The organism is Carnobacterium sp. FSL E2-0243, from assembly GCF_038003605.1.
GTDB classification, from domain to species: Bacteria; Bacillota; Bacilli; order Lactobacillales; family Carnobacteriaceae; genus Carnobacterium; species Carnobacterium maltaromaticum.
In genome coordinates, this window is record NZ_JBBOPM010000001.1 from 3,042,515 (window position 1) to 3,062,445 (window position 19,931).

The window sequence follows — 19,931 nt, forward strand, 5'->3', positions numbered from 1 at the left end:
TGCGAGTGAAACTATCCTAAATTCTAACCTTTCATATTCGTTATTATTGTTATAGATTACTGGATATAGTTCAAAAAAAGAATGGTCATTTTTATTAATTAAGATGGATAAACTTGTTTATTCTTGCCTAAAATAAAAGAGGACAATTTAAGAGACTTAGCTTGCCTATTCACATCAAAAAACGAGACATTTTCAGTTATATCCCCTTCTATTTACCTAGATATATAGACTAGTTCTGTTGCGGTTCCTCATTTTTTAACGTATAATAGAAAGCGCTTGAAAGAGGTGAATAGGGGATGTTACAACTAAATACAAAAACATTTAACCCAGAAATTTTATATATCTTTGATTGTTACAATAATGGTCCTTCAGAAGGACAACACCACCATCATGACTTTCTCGAATTGTCGATTATTATTGATGGTGCCGTAGATTATGTAATCAATGATGAAACCGTTTTTTTAGAAAAAGAAACAATACTCTTGTTTAATCCTGGTGTTTATCATCATGAGCGTTATCAAAAAGGCATGGAAAGTACACAAATACACATTGGTTTTCGCAATTTCGCACTTCAAGGATTTTCACGTGATCATTTTCCTTTTAACACATCTATTCTTCATTTAACAAAATTTAAAACAGAATTTTTTGATGTATGCCAAGAAATTTTAATGGAAAAAGCCAAAGGTGAAGCGGGATATGACTTGATGTTAAAAGCATTGGTGATGAAATTGATTATCTATATTTTACGTGATGCCGACTCTAGTCAATTAGAAATCAATGCTCTAAAACTTTCCTATGAAGAGCAAGAAAAGCAAACCATCGTCAATGACATTATTCATTATTTAGAAAATCATCACACAGAGGAAGTTAGCCTAAGCTCTTTATCTCAAACATTGTATATCAGCCCAACGTATATTTCTCGAGTCTTTAAAGAAGAAACTGGAGAATCACCAATCAATTATCTGATTAAATTACGATTAAATCGTGCAAAAGAATTAATGGAAAATGAAAAAGATATCACAGTTAAAGAAGCGGCAAATTTAGTCGGCTATAATGATGCCTATTATTTTAGCAAGTTATTTAAAAAATATTATGGTTTGCCACCTTCAGCATTTCTAAAACGCACCAGTTAATAAAAAGACTATTTGGTTAGTTTCAATAGTCTTTTTTGACTTTATCTTACTAATAGAATAATTTGTGGTAAAATAAGATGAATTTGTTCATTCTATTTACTTAGATGGAAAGAAGGAGAATTATCGTGCACTCAATTTGTCATAAAATTAAACAGTTAGAATTTACTCAAATTCTCTTTTACCTGATTAAGTGGTTTATTTACGCTGGTTTTGTTGGTACTTTAACAGGCGCTTTATCTGCCTTTTTCTTAAAATCTTTAGAAAAAGTAACAGCTTTACAAGTACATTACTCTTGGTTACTTTTTTTACTGCCTTTAGCCGGGGCTTTTATTAGTTATTTATATAAAGACTTTGGAAAGAATGCCCATAAAGGCAATAATTTAGTCATTGAGCAAGCGATTGGTGGGGAAGAAAAAATCCCTTTACGCCTAATCCCTTTAACATTGATAGGAACCTTAGCCACGCATCTTTTTGGTGGTTCTGCTGGTCGCGAAGGAACTGCTGTACAAATGGGTGGTGCTACTGCAGATTTTGTCGGGCGAATCATTAAAATTAATGCTAAAGAGAGACGCATTCTCATTATCTGTGGAATGAGTGCAGGATTTAGTTCTGTTTTTGGCACACCTATAGCTGGAACTTTATTTGCTATGGAAGTGCTCGTATTAGGCTATTTCCGCGAAGAAGCACTATTTCCTAGCTTATGGTCTGCTTTAGTAGCAAACTGGGTTACACTAGCTCTTGGCGCCACTCATCACATTTATCAAATGGGACTAATTCCAACTAGCACACCACTCCTAATCTTAAAATTAATTTTGGCAGCAATTTTATTCGGCTTAACTGGACGTCTTTTTAGTCGACTAACGGCTTATCTAAAAACAAAATTTAGTGAATGGTTTCCTAACCCTATTTTTAAAAGTTTTTTTGGTGGGATCATAATTATCATCTTAGTCATCGTTATTGGCAGTCGTGCTTATCTAGGATTGAGTTTACCGATGTTAGAACAATCATTTAATGGCGACCTTCCACCTTTATCTTTTCTAATTAAATTAATTTTCACATCTGTGACCCTTGGAGCAGGTTTTCAAGGAGGAGAGGTTACACCACTATTTGTCATTGGGGCTACTCTAGGAAGCACGTTAGCACCTTTCCTAGCTCTTCCAGTATCATTCTTAGCAGGTTTAGGATTTATCGGTGTATTTTCTGGAGCAACAAACACTCCCATTGCATGTTTTGTCATGGGCTTAGAGCTTTTTGGAACAGCTAGTTTGCCTTATTTATTCTTAATTTGTGTTATTAGCTATTTATTTTCAGGAAACCTGGGCATCTATCATTCCCAATTAGTTCAAATAAAAAAAGGAACACTTTTCGAAGAAGACAATTAAAAAAAGCAGGCCATATTAGGCGCTGCTTTTTCTTTTAAATTTAAATATATAAGAATGGAACTTCTGGACGATTGTGAATTAGCCATTCATGCAAAGTCATTTCTTTAAAATGTTCATCTTCGTAATCAATTCCGTCATGCTTTTTCATGCACACTTCCATATAGGCAGATGCTGTTTCAGTGAAGATATTCATTTGATCCTGACGCATTTCATTAATAATACGAAACTCATCTTGATCCTCAATACCTAATATTTCACAGGTATCTTCCCATTCATTCTCTTCAATTAAATTAAGCATAATCTCGATAAAACATTTTAATTGCATTTGGCTCATATATTGTTTCTCCTATCTGTTTTTGTTTTACGGTCACTAAATAACACTTTTAAAATAATGATTTTTCCATCGGTTTCAAATTACCTTTGATTTTAAAGGATTAAAAACAAATAAAATAAACAATTATTCCATTAAGATAACACAAATATATCATAAAAAGAAATGAAACGCTGTGTTTTTTTTATCTTAATTTATCAAAAATTTCTTCATATATCAAAAAAAATAAGAAAACTCTTTATTTTCGCTATTCTCATCTCTAAAAAATTCTTTTTCTTTCATTCATTATTTTTTCATATTTACATCAATTTTTAATAATCAGACCTAAGTGCCATATATATATGCTGTGTTTTACTGTATAATAAAAAAATAGTAGTATTTAATTAATGAATGAACAGGAGATGACCATTATTCATGCATTTATACCTAGTTTTAACTGCAACAAGTAGTTTATTATCAAAAACGATTAAATTATATACTAGAGCTAGCTACAATCACGCTTCGATTGCTCTGATGCCTTCTTTGAATGATTTAGCTAGTTTTGGTCGAAAAGACTTAAATAACCCGTTTATTGGGGGTTTTGTTCGAGAAGATATTTCACATGATTTCTTTTTAAATGCTCGTTGCTCAATTTATTCTTGTGAAATCACCTTGGATGAATACAAACATATTCAAGAACAAATAAACTATTTTCATCAACATAAAGAAGACTTGCGGTATAATTTATTAGGCTTAATTACTTTAGCCGTAAATATAGATTATCAACGTAATCGAGCCTTCTTTTGTTCCGAATTTATAGCGACTATTTTAGAAGATAGTGGTCTTTATGAATTTAGCAAAAAGCCACATATGGTTACACCTCAAGATTTACAAGAATTAGCTATTTTTACTCATATCTATACTGGAACAATTTCAAATTATTTGCGTCAATTACAAAAACAAGCCCTTATACTAGAATACGCATAAAAAGACGCCTCAGTTAATATTAACTGAAACGTCTTTTATTTTTTGTAAGTGAAATTGCTTCAATGACATAACAAGTTTCAGTTAAAATAGTTAACAAACCACTCGCACCATAAAAAGGTAGTGTGCTTTCTTCCGACATTAGCTGAATCATTTTAGGCAATCCTATTTGATATCTCCCGTTAACTAACCAAAGTTGGTTCTACTACCATTAGAGATTTTTGACAGCTCAACAACAAAGCAAAGACAAGTAAACTAACACTTATATTCTTTATATATGTAATTTTATAGTACTCCTCATTAGTTAAATTTTATCTACAGTTATCAAACGGTACGTTGAAGAGTTAATGACTAATTTTATTCCTTTTGGCATATTAGATACATAGTAATTTTTACCTATTTTTTCAAATTGACTTCTGTTATCATTTAAAATAGCTAGCACTAAGAATTTTATTTCATTTTGTGTCATAGTCTTACTAAGCTTTTTATTTACTCGCTCAAAAACTAAATCCGTGTAACAAACTTTTTCTATAATTGTATTTTTTTCCATCTATAATTTCTCCTATTTAATAAACTGTTCATATATCACCATAAGTCAAACTCTATTGATTACTTCAAAAAACTTTAAGTTTCAATAAAAATCAAGGTTTTTATGCTTTTCAGATGTAGCTGCCAGCCAAAGCAATCGGTAAACAGTGCTGTAAGGATGCCGTGTTCAGAGTACTCAGTTTTCTTGTAAATAAATTGCTACAATCACTAAATATAGTCTTATAGTTATCAATTAGTATTGTATCATAATTCGAATAGTTGAGAAAAGTAATAAGAAATTCTACATAATGATCATTTTTAAAATTTTGTATAAAAAAAGAACTATTTTTCAATAGTCCTTTTTTTCGATTGAATCTTTTGCGTGGCAACGTCCTACCCTCACAGGGGGAAACCCCCAACTACTCTCGGCGCTGAAAAGCTTAACTGCTGTGTTCGGCATGGGAACAGGTGTATCCTTTTCGCTATCGCCACCACACAATTTTTTTACAACTTGCGGCGCTACTCTGCGTCTGTTTCCTTTACTCCACTCCTCATGCACACTAGTGCATTCCGGGGTTCGCTCAGTTACATCCTTGATTAGCTTGCAATTTGTTAAAAAATGCTTGTTTAGGTTGATGGTTACATCGACACTAAACTGCGATTCAATTATTTAGTTGTAGAGAGTTTGATCTCTCAAAACTGGAACTGTTTAAAAAGTAATTGTTTTGGAAACGTTCTTCACCGTTTATTTCTTGGTTAAGTCCTCGACCGATTAGTATTGGTCCGCTCCATACATCGCTGTACTTCCACTTCCAACCTATCTACCTGATCATCTCTCAGGGGTCTTACTCACTTACGTGATGGGAAATCTCATCTCGAGGGGGGCTTCACGCTTAGATGCTTTCAGCGTTTATCCCTTCCACACATAGCTACCCAGCGATGCTCTTGGCAGAACAACTGGTACACCAGCGGTGTGTCCATCCCGGTCCTCTCGTACTAAGGACAGCTCCTCTCAAATTTCCTGCGCCCGCGACGGATAGGGACCGAACTGTCTCACGACGTTCTGAACCCAGCTCGCGTACCGCTTTAATGGGCGAACAGCCCAACCCTTGGGACCGACTACAGCCCCAGGATGCGATGAGCCGACATCGAGGTGCCAAACCTCCCCGTCGATGTGGACTCTTGGGGGAGATAAGCCTGTTATCCCCAGGGTAGCTTTTATCCGTTGAGCGATGGCCCTTCCATGCGGAACCACCGGATCACTAAGCCCGACTTTCGTCCCTGCTCGACTTGTAGGTCTCGCAGTCAAGCTCCCTTCTGCCTTTACACTCTACGAATGATTTCCAACCATTCTGAGGGAACCTTTGGGCGCCTCCGTTACTCTTTAGGAGGCGACCGCCCCAGTCAAACTGCCCGTCTGACACTGTCTCCAGCCACGATTAGTGGCTAGGGTTAGAGTGGTCATACAGCAAGGGTAGTATCCCACCAATGCCTCCATCAAGACTGGCGTCCTGACTTCTATGGCTCCTACCTATCCTGTACAAGCTGTACAAACACTCAATATCAAACTGCAGTAAAGCTCCATGGGGTCTTTCCGTCCTGTCGCGGGTAACCTGCATCTTCACAGGTACTATAATTTCACCGAGTCTCTCGTTGAGACAGTGCCCAAATCGTTACGCCTTTCGTGCGGGTCGGAACTTACCCGACAAGGAATTTCGCTACCTTAGGACCGTTATAGTTACGGCCGCCGTTTACTGGGGCTTCAATTCTTAGCTTCGCCGAAGCTAACCAATCCTCTTAACCTTCCAGCACCGGGCAGGCGTCAGCCCCTATACGTCATCTTTCGATTTTGCAGAGACCTGTGTTTTTGATAAACAGTCGCTTGGGCCTATTCACTGCGGCTGATCTTTCGATCAGCACCCCTTCTCCCGAAGTTACGGGGTCATTTTGCCGAGTTCCTTAACGAGAGTTCTCTCGCACACCTTAGGATACTCTCCTCGACTACCTGTGTCGGTTTGCGGTACGGGCAATTTCTTTCTAACTAGAAGCTTTTCTTGGCAGTGTGACATCAGAAACTTCGGTACTGTAATTTCCCTCCCCATCACAACTTGTCCGTATAGAAGCAAGCATTTAACTCACCTCAAGACTCATTGCTTAGACGCACATATCCAACAGTGCGCATTTCTTAGCCTCCTGCGTCCCTCCATTGTTCAAACAAAAGAAACTGGTACAGGAATATCAACCTGTTGTCCATCGCCTACGCCTATCGGCCTCGGCTTAGGTCCCGACTAACCCTGGGAGGACGAGCCTTCCCCAGGAAACCTTAGTCATACGGTGGACGGGATTCTCACCCGTCTTTCGCTACTCATACCGGCATTCTCACTTCTAAGCGCTCCACTAGTCCTCACGGTCTAGCTTCGACGCCCTTAGAACGCTCTCCTACCATAGAACCCTAAGGTTCTATCCACAGCTTCGGTGTACTATTTAGCCCCGGTAAATTTTCGGCGCAGGGTCACTCGACTAGTGAGCTATTACGCACTCTTTAAATGATGGCTGCTTCTGAGCCAACATCCTAGTTGTCTAAGCAACCCCACATCCTTTTCCACTTAATAGTAACTTTGGGACCTTAGCTGGTGGTCTGGGCTGTTTCCCTTTCGACTACGGATCTTATCACTCGCAGTCTGACTCCCGGATATAAATCAATGGCATTCGGAGTTTATCTGAATTCGGTAACCCTAGAAGGGCCCCTAGTCCAAACAGTGGCTCTACCTCCATGATTCTTAATTCCGAGGCTAGCCCTAAAGCTATTTCGGAGAGAACCAGCTATCTCCAAGTTCGATTGGAATTTCTCCGCTACCCACACCTCATCCCCGCATTTTTCAACATACGTGGGTTCGGTCCTCCAGTGCGTATTACCGCACCTTCAACCTGGACATGGGTAGGTCACTTGGTTTCGGGTCTACGACCACATACTCATTCGCCCTATTCAGACTCGCTTTCGCTACGGCTCCGTCTTATCAACTTAACCTCGCATGTAATCGTAACTCGCCGGTTCATTCTACAAAAGGCACGCTATCACCCATTAACGGGCTCTAACTATTTGTAAGCACACGGTTTCAGGAGCTCTTTCACTCCCCTTCCGGGGTTCTTTTCACCTTTCCCTCACGGTACTGGTTCACTATCGGTCACTAAGGAGTATTTAGCCTTGCGGGATGGTCCCCGCGGATTCCGACGGAATTTCTCGTGTTCCGCCGTACTCAGGATACACAACAGAGTGAACTTTGTTTCGATTACGGGGCTTTTACCCTCTTCGGCGGACCTTTCCAGATCGCTTCTTCTACAAAACTCATTTATGACTCTTAATGTCGTGTCCTACAACCCCAAAGAGCAAGCTCTTTGGTTTGGGCTCTTCCCGTTTCGCTCGCCGCTACTCAGGGAATCGAATTTTCTTTCTCTTCCTGCAGGTACTTAGATGTTTCAGTTCTCTGCGTCTACCTCTACTAGCCTATGTATTCAGCTAGCAGTAACATTCTATAAAAAATGCTGGGTTCCCCCATTCGGAAATCTTTGGATCAAAGCTTACTTACAGCTCCCCAAAGCATATCGGAGTTAGTCCCGTCCTTCATCGGCTCTTAGTGCCAAGGCATCCACCGTGCGCCCTTATTAACTTAACCTAATTTATCTGTATTGCTTCCTACTTCTTCGTCCATTTCGTGTTCTGCGATGCTCACGTACGCTAGTACGCTCTGCTTCTCAAACCCTTCATGTCCTCGAATTAGAAACCACTACAACTAAATTTCTATCGATGGTATTCCCGAAGGAATCTCATGATGTTAGTCAATGATTTTATTCATTATCTTACGATAAGAACTAATTAAAAAACTCATTTAAAACGCGGTGTTTTCTCGGTTTCTTACTTTAATTACTTTTTAAACAGTATCCAGTTTTCAAAGAACAAAATGTGATTGACCTCTAATGAATAGAGATGAATCGTTTTGAGAGTTAGACCTCTCAAAACTGAACAAAGTAAAAACGAATGTGTGGGATTTCCGTAATATTCCTTAGAAAGGAGGTGATCCAGCCGCACCTTCCGATACGGCTACCTTGTTACGACTTCACCCCAATTATCTATCCCACCTTAGACGGCTGGCTCCTAAAAGGTTACCTCACCGGCTTCGGGTGTTACAAACTCTCGTGGTGTGACGGGCGGTGTGTACAAGACCCGGGAACGTATTCACCGCGGCGTTCTGATCCGCGATTACTAGCGATTCCGGCTTCATGTAGGCGAGTTGCAGCCTACAATCCGAACTGAGAATGGCTTTAAGAGATTAGCTTGGCCTCGCGACCTTGCGACTCGTTGTACCATCCATTGTAGCACGTGTGTAGCCCAGGTCATAAGGGGCATGATGATTTGACGTCATCCCCACCTTCCTCCGGTTTGTCACCGGCAGTCTCACTAGAGTGCCCAACTAAATGCTGGCAACTAGTAATAAGGGTTGCGCTCGTTGCGGGACTTAACCCAACATCTCACGACACGAGCTGACGACAACCATGCACCACCTGTCACTTTGTCCCCGAAGGGAAAGCTCTATCTCTAGAGTGGTCAAAGGATGTCAAGACCTGGTAAGGTTCTTCGCGTTGCTTCGAATTAAACCACATGCTCCACCGCTTGTGCGGGTCCCCGTCAATTCCTTTGAGTTTCAGCCTTGCGGCCGTACTCCCCAGGCGGAGTGCTTAATGCGTTAGCTGCAGCACTGAAGGGCGGAAACCCTCCAACACTTAGCACTCATCGTTTACGGCGTGGACTACCAGGGTATCTAATCCTGTTTGCTCCCCACGCTTTCGAGCCTCAGCGTCAGTTACAGACCAGAGAGTCGCCTTCGCCACTGGTGTTCCTCCACATATCTACGCATTTCACCGCTACACGTGGAATTCCACTCTCCTCTTCTGCACTCAAGTTCTCCAGTTTCCAATGACCCTCCCCGGTTGAGCCGGGGGCTTTCACATCAGACTTAAAGAACCGCCTGCGCTCGCTTTACGCCCAATAAATCCGGACAACGCTTGCCACCTACGTATTACCGCGGCTGCTGGCACGTAGTTAGCCGTGGCTTTCTGGTTAAATACCGTCAGGGGATGAGCAGTTACTCTCATCCTTGTTCTTCTTTAACAACAGAGTTTTACGATCCGAAAACCTTCTTCACTCACGCGGCGTTGCTCCGTCAGACTTTCGTCCATTGCGGAAGATTCCCTACTGCTGCCTCCCGTAGGAGTCTGGGCCGTGTCTCAGTCCCAGTGTGGCCGATCACCCTCTCAGGTCGGCTACGTATCATTGCCTTGGTGAGCCATTACCTCACCAACTAGCTAATACGCCGCGGGTCCATCCATTAGTGGTAGCCGAAGCCACCTTTCCTTCAAGAATCATGCGATTCCTGAAACTATGCGGTATTAGCATCCGTTTCCGAATGTTATCCCCCTCTAATGGGCAGGTTACCCACGTGTTACTCACCCGTCCGCCACTCACTTGGTTAAAGAGCAAGCTCTTCAACTTCGTGCGTTCGACTTGCATGTATTAGGCACGCCGCCAGCGTTCGTCCTGAGCCAGGATCAAACTCTCATATAAAATGATGCTTGAAGCTCATTAGTTTTTGCTAGCGAATAATTATTCACTTTCTTGCTTGTTTGACTCAACCTTGTTGAGTCATCCTACACATTTGGTTCGTCTTACTTTGTTCAGTTTTCAAAGGTCTAAGTTGTTTCGTTTGTCGTTTTGACAACTTCTAAATATTAACACATGGTTAATTTGTTGTCAACACTTTTTAAAACTTTTTTTAATTTCGTTTTCCGTCGAGACGTTGTTACGTCCCGGCGACATGTATAAATATAACAGCTACAGCAAGTTTCGTCAACACTTTTTGGTAAATAAATTAAATTAATTTTTAAAACTGAAAATCTAGTTTTTTTTATATTTTACACAACGCTTACATCCTTTAAAACCGAACAAGAATAAGTTGGTATTACTCTTTGTATGCTTTTAAATATTTATGCATTTCAGAGTGAATATTCATTTTTATTAAAAGCACCGCAAAAATAGCTACTTTATTCCTTTTTTAGTTAAAAACTAACTAAAAGGAGTGGCATTTTTCATTTTATAAAAAAATATTTTCCTGCTTTCTTCTATATAAGATAAGAAAATGGAACCCATTAATCAAAAATGATTAACACGTTCCATTCTTTAACTATTTATTTTAGTGATTGCGCATTGTTGGGAAGAGTAAAACATCACGAATAGCCGATGCGTCTGTTAACAGCATAACCAATCGATCAATCCCAATTCCTAAACCGCCAGTTGGTGGCATTCCATATTCAAGCGCTTCTAAGAAATCTTCATCTAATTGATGCGCTTCGTCATTTCCACCTGCACGTTCACGCATTTGTGCTTCAAAACGTTCTCTTTGATCAATAGGATCATTTAATTCAGTAAAGGCATTACCATATTCATTTCCAACAATAAACACTTCAAAGCGGTCTGTGAAACGTCCATCTTGTGGATTCTTCTTAGCTAATGGAGAAATTTCAACTGGATGACCATAAATGAATGTTGGCTGAATTAATTTTTCTTCAACAAATGTTTCAAAAAACTCGTTAACTACATGACCATACTGCATATGCTCTGTAATAGTAACATTGTTCTCTTTTGCTAAAGCACGAGCTTCTTCATCTGACATTACAGGCCAAAAATCAACACCTGAATATTCCTTGATTGCATCTAGCATGTGCTGACGTTTCCATTTAGTATCTAAATCAACGGTTACTTCACCATAAGTGATTTCACCAGTACCTAACACACGGTTGGCTACAGTTTTAATAAGACCTTCCGTTAAATCCATTACATCTTTATAGTCTGTATATGCTGTATAGACTTCTAACATGGTGAATTCAGGATTATGGGTTGTATCAACACCTTCGTTACGGAATACTCGACCAATCTCGTAGACTTTCTCCATACCACCAACAATTAGACGTTTTAAATGTAACTCTAAGGCAATGCGTAAATACAATTCCATATCTAATGCATTATGATGTGTAATAAATGGACGAGCTGCTGCTCCACCAGCTAAGTTATGCAATGTTGGAGTTTCAACTTCTAAATAATCTTGCTCATTTAGGTAATTACGGACCTCACGAATAATCTCACTACGTTTTGTAAAACGATCAAAACTTTCTTTATTACTAATTAAATCTAAATAGCGTTGACGGTAACGTTGTTCAACGTTTGTTAAGCCATGATATTTATCTGGTAATGGACGTAAGGCTTTAGATAACTGAACCAATGATGTTGGTTTAATTGTCACTTCACCAGTATCAGTTTTCATGACTTCACCTGTTACACCAATAAAATCACCTAAATCAGCATTTTTAAAAATATCATAAGCATCATCACCAACTGCATCTTTACGTACATATATTTGGATTTGGCCTTTACGATCTTGGAGATGGGCAAATCCAACTTTACCTTTGCCACGTTTTGTCATGATCCGACCTGCAACTGTTGCCGTTTCTTTTTGTTCCACTAACTCTTCTTTAGTGAAACGATCATAAGCCTCATGTAATTCGCTTGATAAATGCGTTCTTTCAAAGCGTTCACCGAATGGATCAATATTTTTTTCTCGTAATTGCTCCATTTTTTCGCGGCGCACTTTTAATTGATCGTTTAATTCTTCTTGTTGGTTTGTTTCGTTACTCATTTTTACCGCTCCATTTCTACTTAATTATCGAACTGGGGTTTATAGTTATTTTTTACATAACCTTTATCCGCAATTTTCTTAGTTAGATTCATTTTTCTTTCATTACTCTTAATAATGCCAATATAATCAAAAAAAAGCAAGGAAATTAAGCGGATTTCTCCATTAATTCCTCACATTTTAATTATTTCGCTAATTTCATTTCGCGTTCTTCGGTCGCATCAACAAAATCATCTAAGATTCGCGCCATTTCTTCTGGATGTGTTGCTTGATTAACGGCAACTTTAGTTTTTGCCGCACGAGAAATGCCTTTTAGGTAGTATGCAGCATGTTGACGAAATTCTCTGGTTGCGATAACTTCACCTTTTAAATTTACCAAACGTTCTAAATGTAATTTAGCTGTTTTTATCTTTTCTCTTGCCGATGGTTCAGGTAATAAAATGCCAGTCTCTAAATAGTGTTTAGTTTGATAAATCATCCACGGATTACCTAAAGCAGCTCGCCCAATCATCACGCCATCTGCACCAACTTCATCCAACATTCTTTTGGCATCCATCGGAGTTCTAACATCTCCATTCCCCATAAAAGGAATTGTTAACTCTTGCTTCACTTGTCGTAAAACATCCCAATCTGCTTGACCTTCGTACATTTGGACACGCGTTCTTCCATGCATCGCTACCGCTCCTGCTCCTGCACGTTCAGCTGCCAATGCATTTTCAACAGCAAAGACATGATCTGAGTCCCAGCCAATACGCATCTTAACTGTCACAGGGATCTTAACAGCATCGGCAACAGCTGCTACCATTTCATAAACTTTATTTGGATCTAATAGCCATTTTGCTCCAGCTTCAGCTTTAATTATTTTGTTTACTGGACACCCCATATTAATATCAATAATAGCGGCTTGAGTATTGGCTTCAACAAATTTTGCAGCTTCAACTAAGTTCGCTTTATCTCCACCAAAAATTTGAACACTTAATGGATATTCATTTTCTTCAATATGCAACATATCTAAAGTTTTTTTGTTACGAGTTTGAATTCCTTTGTCACTAATCATTTCACAGACAACAAGACCAGCACCAAATTCTTTGACTGTCACTCGAAAAGCTGCGTTACTGATTCCGGCCATTGGAGCAACTACTACTCGATTAGGAATCTCAACATCTCCAATTTTCCACATATTATTTGTTCCTCTTTTCTATTTATATGTAAAGTTCTACTTTACTTGTTTTTAATTAGCATTTTATCAATTTTACAACTCGTATCATATCATACTTCACAAACTACGAAAACATTCTTGCTTATTATTTTAATTTTTTCTATAAAAAAGAAGCTAAGAATAGGTTCATTCTAGCTTCTTATAGTACATTTCATTTATTCGCCTTCTACAGTTGGATACAATGCTGTTGAAAGGTAACGCTCACCGTTATCTGGAACGACGGCCAAAACAGATTTACCTTTACCTAGTTTCTTAGCTACCTCAATAGCGGCTTTAATTGCAGCACCAGATGAAATCCCTACTAAAATACCTTCTTTAGCGGCAACTTCACGACCCATTAGTAAAGCTTCTTCACTGGCTACTTCTAAAATTCCATCATAAACTGTTCGATCTAATACTTCTGGGATAAAGCCAGCACCGATTCCTTGAATTTTGTGTGGACTTGGTGAACCACCAGCTAAAACAGGTGATTCTGCCGGCTCTACTGCATAAATAAGAACATCTGGATTAGCTTGTTTTAAAACATGTCCTACTCCAGTTAACGTACCACCTGTTCCTACACCTGCTACAAAAGCATCAGGGCCTTTTCCATCAAAAGCTTCTAGAATCTCTGGACCAGTTGTCACTTCATGAACTGCTGGATTCGCTAAGTTCTCAAATTGCATCGGCATAAAGTAACCTGGCTGAGCTGCCAATTCAGTTGCCTTAGCGATTGCTCCCTTCATACCTTCTGCACCTGGAGTTAAAATAAGGGTCGCACCGTAAGCACGTAATATCTTACGTCTTTCAATACTCATTGTATCCGTCATTACTAAAATAGCCTGGTAGCCCTTAGCTGCAGCAACCATGGCTAAACCGATACCTGTATTTCCACTAGTAGGCTCGACAATAGTATCACCTGGTTTCAAAATACCTTCCTCTTCAGCAACTTCAATCATGTTTAAAGCAATCCGATCTTTAACACTACCTCCAGCATTAAAAAATTCAAGCTTTACATAAACATCCGCTGCATCCTCTGGAACCACGCGATTTAATTTAACAATTGGCGTTTCCCCAATTAACTGTGTTACTGACGATACAATTTTTACCATTATTTTTCCTCCTATCGAATATAAAGTTTGTTGAGCTAGTTAGGCCTGGCAGAAAAATAGGGAAATTTGATGTGGCGTTTTTTGCCACCTCGAAATTTCATCTTTTTTCCGAAGGACTAGCTCATAAGAACTAGCCTTAATAAAAAGTTTGTTGAGCTGGTTAGGCCTAGTAAAAAACAGACACGACTTTCCTACACCTGTTTACTCTTAAACTCATTCTAGAAATCTTACTTACTTTTGTCAAGTAAAAACCATTAATAAGCCGTACCTTTATAGCTAGTTTAATTTTAGAGCCGAGTCCTGATTACAGGCCAGCCGCTTCTATTTTTAGTTCAGCTAAATCTTCTTCTGAATAGTGGTAGCTATTTCCACAGAAATGACAATTTGCTTCTGCGCCATGATCTTCATCGATCATTTCTTGAATTTCTGTTGGACCTAATGTGATAATCGCATTAGCAAAACGTTCCTTTGAACAATCACATTTAAATGTTACTGGCATTTTTTCTAGAATTTTAACGTTTTCTTCCCCACCTAGTAGTCGAAAGAGAATTTCTTCTGGACTTTCACCTTCGTCCATTAGTTTTGAAACTAGAGGAATTTCAGCAATATTTTTTTCAATAGCGTCTAAGGTTGCATCTGTTGCTCCAGGCATGACTTGAATCATGAAACCTCCAGCCGCTTTAATTGAATTATCTGTATCAACTAAAACACTTAAACCAATCGCTGATGGTACTTGCTCTGAGTTTGCCATATAATAAGTGAAATCTTCGCCAAGCTCACCGCTTACTAATGGTACTTGACCTGAGAAAGTTTCTTTCATTCCCATATCTTTAATAACTGTTAATGTACCTTCTGTTCCAACTGCACCACGAACATCTATTTTACCTGCTTCATTTGGCGGCAAGTGTACTTTTGGATTGGAAATATAACCTTTTGTTTCGCCAGCTCCGTTACTATCGACAATAATCGTGCCTGCAGGGCCATCCCCTTCAACTTTAACGGTCATTTTGTCTTGACCTTTCATAGTTGCACCTAATAAAAGAGCACCAATCATAGTCCGACCTAATGCCGCTGAAGATGCACTCCATGTATCATGTCTTTTTTGTGCTTCACCAACTGTTTCAGTTGCACAAACAGCGTAAGCTCTAATTTGACCATCGTAACAAACACTTTTCAATAAATAATCTGACATTTTAAGCACCTCTTTTTACTTTTTCATCATTTGTTTTTTGATAAAGAAGGGATACAACAGCAAGTGTTGTATCCCTTCTTGTTTCTATTTGGAATCAGTAACCACTTTTATTCGTGGCTATCTTCTTCCTTTTTTTCTAATTTAATTTCTTTACTTGCTTCTTCAGCGCCTTTTTCCTCTTCAACGGTAGCTTCTTCTTCAGCTTTTTTACGAGCTTCCAATTCTGCTTTTTCTTCTTTCATTTTTTCCGCTTCTTTAGCTTCTAAGGCTTTTTTAGCTTCTTCAAAACTTGCGCCATCTTCACGTGGATATTCTTCTTTTGCTTCTTTTCCACGAGGCATTTCGCCAGTTTCAAATAGACTCTTGATTGTCTTCTCATCTAATGTTTCTAATTCAAGAAGTTTTTCAGCAATTAATTTATGCTCAGCTCTGTGCTCTTCTAAGATACGACGAGCTTCTTTATGTGCATCAGTTAAAATCTTGCGAACTTCTTGATCAATTTCGTAAGCAACTTGTTCTGAATAAGCTTTTGTTTGACCGTAGTCACGACCAACAAAGACTTGGTGATTTCCTTCATATTGAACAGGTCCTAATGCATCGCTCATTCCATATTCAGTTACCATACTACGAGCTAAACCAGTCGCTTGTTCAAAGTCATTACTTGCTCCTGTTGATTGAACATCAAAAATCATTTCCTCAGCTGTACGTCCACCTAAAAGTCCAACAATTTGTTCAAACATTTCAGTTTTTGTCATTAAGAAGCGATCTTCTTTAGGAAGCATGATGGCATATCCACCAGCTTTACCACGAGGTACAATCGTTACTTTGTGAACAACACGTGCATCATTTAAGACCATTCCAACAATCGTATGTCCTGCTTCATGGTATGCAACCATTTCACGTTCACGTTTGCTGATTACACGATCTTTCTTAGCAGGTCCTGCAATCACACGATCTTGCGCTTCATCAACATCTAATGCATCAATTTTCTTTTTATTTCGACGAGCAGCAACTAAAGCTGCTTCGTTTAAGACATTCTCTAAATCAGCACCAGCAAATCCTGGTGTTTGTTGTGCTACAACTTTTAAATCAACATCGTCAGCTAATGGTTTATTTTTAGCATGAACTTTAAGAATTGCTTCACGTCCTCTAACATCTGGACGACCAACTAAGATTTGGCGGTCAAAACGACCTGGACGAAGTAATGCTGGATCTAAAACGTCAGAACGGTTAGTCGCAGCAATAATAATTACGCCTTCGTTTCCACTAAATCCATCCATTTCAACAAGTAACTGGTTCAAGGTTTGTTCACGTTCGTCGTGTCCGCCACCCATTCCAGCACCACGTTGACGACCAACTGCATCGATTTCATCGATAAAGATAATCGCAGGAGCATTTTTCTTCGCTGTTTCAAATAAATCACGTACACGGCTTGCACCAACACCGACAAACATTTCCACAAAATCAGAACCGGAAATAGAATAGAACGGTACGCCAGCTTCACCAGCTACAGCTTTAGCTAATAATGTTTTACCAGTACCAGGAGGTCCTTCTAATAGAACACCTGCTGGAATTCTAGCACCTAAAGCGATAAAACGTCTTGGATCTTTTAAGAATTCTACAACTTCAACTAATTCTTGCTTTTCTTCTTCAGCACCGGCTACATCAGAAAAACGGACCTTATTGGCTTTATTGTCTGATTCTTTGGCTTTTGATTTACCAAAGTTCATCACACCACGTCCGCCGCCACCTTGTCCACCTTGGCTTTGTCCCATCATTAGATAGAATAATAAAACCAAAATTAGAATTGGAGCAAATGAAATTAATAAACTTAACCAGAATCCCATTGTTGCTTCCTCAAGAGGAGTCATTGTCACTTTATTTTCTTGTGCAATTTCATTAATTTGATTGATAGTTGAATCATTTGATAAGACAGCTGTTGTAAAGTTTTTAGATTCTGCCTCTTTATTTGAGCCAAATAAACTAAATCCTGTTCCACCTGTACTACCTTCTACTTTTTGTGCTTTACGATATTCCCCAGTGATTTTATATACCCCACCACTTGGTTGAATGCTAAATTCTTTAACTTCATCTTCTTTTAATTGTTTTACGAATTTACTTGCTGAGATCTCACTGCTTTGTCCGCTTGACGCGCCATTTCCTGCCCATGACACGATCCCAATAATCCCTAAGAAAACAATTGCATAGAAGATGCCGTTTTTAAAGAGTCCGTTCTTCTTCATATTCGCCCTCCTTCTACTAATGAGTGATCTCATTGTAAGGTATTTTTTTGTCTCGTTACTTTAAATTATTTTTAATTCCCAATAATCATAACACATTTGACCATCATTGACCATTTATTTCTCTTGATAAATTTCAGGTTTTAAAATGCCGATGTAAGGTAGATTACGATATCTTTCTGCATAGTCTAAACCATAGCCTACTACAAATTCATTTGGAACTAAATATCCAACATAATCAGCTTCCATTTTAACTGCACGTCCTTCTGGTTTATCCAGCAACGTCACAATTTTCACTGATTTAGCTTGGCGGTATTTGAATAAATCAACCAAATAAGCTAGTGTTCGACCACTATCAATAATATCTTCCACGATTAAGAGATCGCGTCCAGCAACGTTTGTATCTAAATCTTTGATGATTTTCACTTCACCAGAGGAAACCATTTCATTACCATAGCTAGAAACATCCATAAAATCCATCTCTAAGTATGTGTCAATTTCTTTGACAAGATCTGACATAAAGAAAGTTGCACCTTTTAAAACACCAATAACCAAAGGATTCTTACCTTCATATTCTTCCGTCAAAATTTTTCCTAATTCAACTGTTTTTTCTGCTAAATCTTCTCTTGAAAACAGAACGCGTTCGATATCATTTTGCATAATCTAATTTTCTCCTTTTCAATACAACTCATGATTTTGATAAACGAGTATGTATTGTATTTTATCAGTTTCTTTCCCAATAGACAATTGAGATTCCTTATATTTTACAAGCCAAATAATTTTTTTTGTCAAATCTGTCACCAAATAGGCGCTATTACGCTCTTCTATTGGAATTTTTTGATCAATTAAAATATCTTTAATTTTTTTCGTACCGCCATTCAGTCCTTTTATACTCATTCGATCACCATCTTGCCTGTGACGAACAGTCAATGGTAGTTGAACTGAGTGACAGTCTAGATAAATTTTCAAACCGGGCACAGAATCTTCTAGCATATGAGAGTTGAATAAACCTATTCGATCACCATTTGGTAAATTTTGCCACTGATTCATTTCTAGAATGACTGTGAAATCTATAGCTTTTTTCGGCTCATTTAATTCTTTACTAATAACAATGAGCTGATAACCTTTTCTACAGATAAATCCTTCTGGTAAAGTTAAATAACTATTTGATTTAGAATCATTGGCCAAATCGACAATTTGATTGATATGCTCTCTTTTATACTCAAATGGATTCTGGTCTGCTAGCTGACTTAGCAACTGGCTAACAACTTGTCGCTGCATTTCTTTAGGATGCGTAATTAATTCGGGAAAATCAACTTCATAGTATTCTGGACTTCTAATTTTTACCACTTGCTTAAAAACTTCATTAATCAAGGGTTGAACTAAACTTATTATATCGCTTAGGTCATCTGAAAAATCCATGAAATGTTCAACAAGATTCGTATTTTCCTTTCTTAATAAAGGGACAATTTCGTTTCGATAACGATTACGTGTATACATTAAATTCTGGTTACTTTCATCTTCGTAATAAGGAACAGCATACTGCTGGCTATAACTTACGAGCTCCTTTTTAGTTGCGATTAACAAAGGTCGAACCAATATGCCTTTTGCAAAAGTACGCTTGGTTTTAATGCCACTAATACCAATTAAATGACTCCCTCGAACTAAACGCATTAAAATCGTTTCAACTTGATCATCACCATGGTGAGCAGTGACTATGTGAGTCGCTCCAACTTGTTCCATTATTAATTGAAAATAGGTATATCGCGCTGACCGAGCCGCAGCTTCCACCCCATTTTGAGGAAGATCTACTGATTCCCACCGTTTACTATAGAAAGGAATCTCCCGTTCAAGACAATAGCTCTGTAAAAATTGTTCTTCTATATCAGAAACTTCTCGTAATTGATGGTTGAAATGAACAACAGCAAACCATGGTTTAATTGAAGGTGGTAAATGACTGACTAAATCTAATAGAACCATTGAGTCAACTCCACCTGAGACAGCTAATAAAATTCGTGATTCAGGCGACCAATAGCAATCCTTTTGACAAGCCTTTAGAAAGGTTTGTTTTACACTCACTTGTCATCACCTCCTGCTATCAAACTTCAAT

The 19,931-nt window shown here is 38.6% G+C and carries 13 protein-coding genes and 3 rRNA genes; 3 read left to right on the plus strand and 13 right to left on the minus strand.

Translation table 11 applies throughout. The features are described 5' to 3' along the window. Positions 1-296 precede the first annotated feature (296 nt). Complete coding sequence (locus MHI00_RS14425; protein WP_010050201.1) at positions 297-1,133, plus strand: helix-turn-helix domain-containing protein; 837 nt, start codon at positions 297-299, stop codon at positions 1,131-1,133. 104 nt (positions 1,134-1,237) lie between these two features. Beyond that, on the plus strand, positions 1,238-2,515 hold the full coding sequence (locus MHI00_RS14430) for a chloride channel protein (RefSeq protein ID WP_445662556.1): 1,278 nt from the start codon (positions 1,238-1,240) through the stop codon (positions 2,513-2,515). 40 nt (positions 2,516-2,555) lie between these two features. On the opposite strand, the gene MHI00_RS14435 is transcribed toward MHI00_RS14430, so the two are convergent. Then, positions 2,556-2,849, minus strand: a complete 294-nt coding sequence (locus MHI00_RS14435) for a hypothetical protein (protein ID WP_010050198.1) — start codon at positions 2,847-2,849, stop codon at positions 2,556-2,558. A 411-nt stretch (positions 2,850-3,260) separates the two neighbouring features. Here MHI00_RS14435 and MHI00_RS14440 point away from each other — a divergent pair, with 411 nt between their 5' ends. Further along, complete coding sequence (locus MHI00_RS14440) at positions 3,261-3,812, plus strand: hypothetical protein (RefSeq protein ID WP_315529114.1); 552 nt, start codon at positions 3,261-3,263, stop codon at positions 3,810-3,812. Positions 3,813-3,831: 19 nt separating this feature from the next. Here MHI00_RS14440 and MHI00_RS14445 read toward each other — a convergent pair whose 3' ends face one another. The 12 genes from MHI00_RS14445 to tilS all read right to left on the minus strand — a co-directional run bounded on the left by MHI00_RS14445 (position 3,832) and on the right by tilS (position 19,900). Further along, a complete protein-coding gene (locus MHI00_RS14445; RefSeq protein ID WP_015075463.1) occupies positions 3,832-3,963 on the minus strand; it encodes a hypothetical protein in 132 nt (43 codons plus the stop codon). A 150-nt stretch (positions 3,964-4,113) separates the two neighbouring features. Then, the gene (locus MHI00_RS14450; RefSeq protein ID WP_157454657.1) at positions 4,114-4,359 is read right to left on the minus strand and encodes a DUF3781 domain-containing protein; all 246 of its coding nucleotides are present in this window, start codon (positions 4,357-4,359) and stop codon (positions 4,114-4,116) included. Positions 4,360-4,717: 358 nt separating this feature from the next. Beyond that, a 5S ribosomal RNA gene (rrf, locus tag MHI00_RS14455) occupies positions 4,718-4,833 on the minus strand. 256 nt (positions 4,834-5,089) lie between these two features. Further along, a 23S ribosomal RNA gene (locus MHI00_RS14460) occupies positions 5,090-8,011 on the minus strand. 391 nt (positions 8,012-8,402) lie between these two features. Next, a 16S ribosomal RNA gene (locus tag MHI00_RS14465) occupies positions 8,403-9,957 on the minus strand. The 16S, 23S and 5S rRNA genes sit together here, the layout of an rRNA operon. Before the next feature lie 625 nt (positions 9,958-10,582). Then, complete coding sequence (lysS, locus tag MHI00_RS14470) at positions 10,583-12,082, minus strand: lysine--tRNA ligase (protein WP_010054027.1); 1,500 nt, start codon at positions 12,080-12,082, stop codon at positions 10,583-10,585. A 181-nt stretch (positions 12,083-12,263) separates the two neighbouring features. Next, positions 12,264-13,259: a tRNA dihydrouridine synthase DusB gene (gene dusB / locus MHI00_RS14475; RefSeq protein WP_341114508.1), complete on the minus strand. Its 996-nt coding sequence runs from the start codon at positions 13,257-13,259 to the stop codon at positions 12,264-12,266. 194 nt (positions 13,260-13,453) lie between these two features. Further along, a complete protein-coding gene (gene cysK, locus MHI00_RS14480; RefSeq protein WP_010054025.1) occupies positions 13,454-14,389 on the minus strand; it encodes a cysteine synthase A in 936 nt (311 codons plus the stop codon). 304 nt (positions 14,390-14,693) lie between these two features. Next, entirely contained in the window at positions 14,694-15,581 is an 888-nt protein-coding gene (gene hslO / locus MHI00_RS14485) for an Hsp33 family molecular chaperone HslO (protein WP_187957967.1), read from the minus strand. 107 nt (positions 15,582-15,688) lie between these two features. Beyond that, positions 15,689-17,824: an ATP-dependent zinc metalloprotease FtsH gene (ftsH, locus tag MHI00_RS14490; protein ID WP_010054023.1), complete on the minus strand. Its 2,136-nt coding sequence runs from the start codon at positions 17,822-17,824 to the stop codon at positions 15,689-15,691. 114 nt (positions 17,825-17,938) lie between these two features. After that, positions 17,939-18,484, minus strand: coding sequence for a hypoxanthine phosphoribosyltransferase (gene hpt, locus MHI00_RS14495; RefSeq protein ID WP_029451846.1), 546 nt, complete (start codon positions 18,482-18,484; stop codon positions 17,939-17,941). A 15-nt stretch (positions 18,485-18,499) separates the two neighbouring features. Then, complete coding sequence (tilS, locus tag MHI00_RS14500) at positions 18,500-19,900, minus strand: tRNA lysidine(34) synthetase TilS (RefSeq protein ID WP_010054019.1); 1,401 nt, start codon at positions 19,898-19,900, stop codon at positions 18,500-18,502. Positions 19,901-19,931 lie beyond the last annotated feature (31 nt).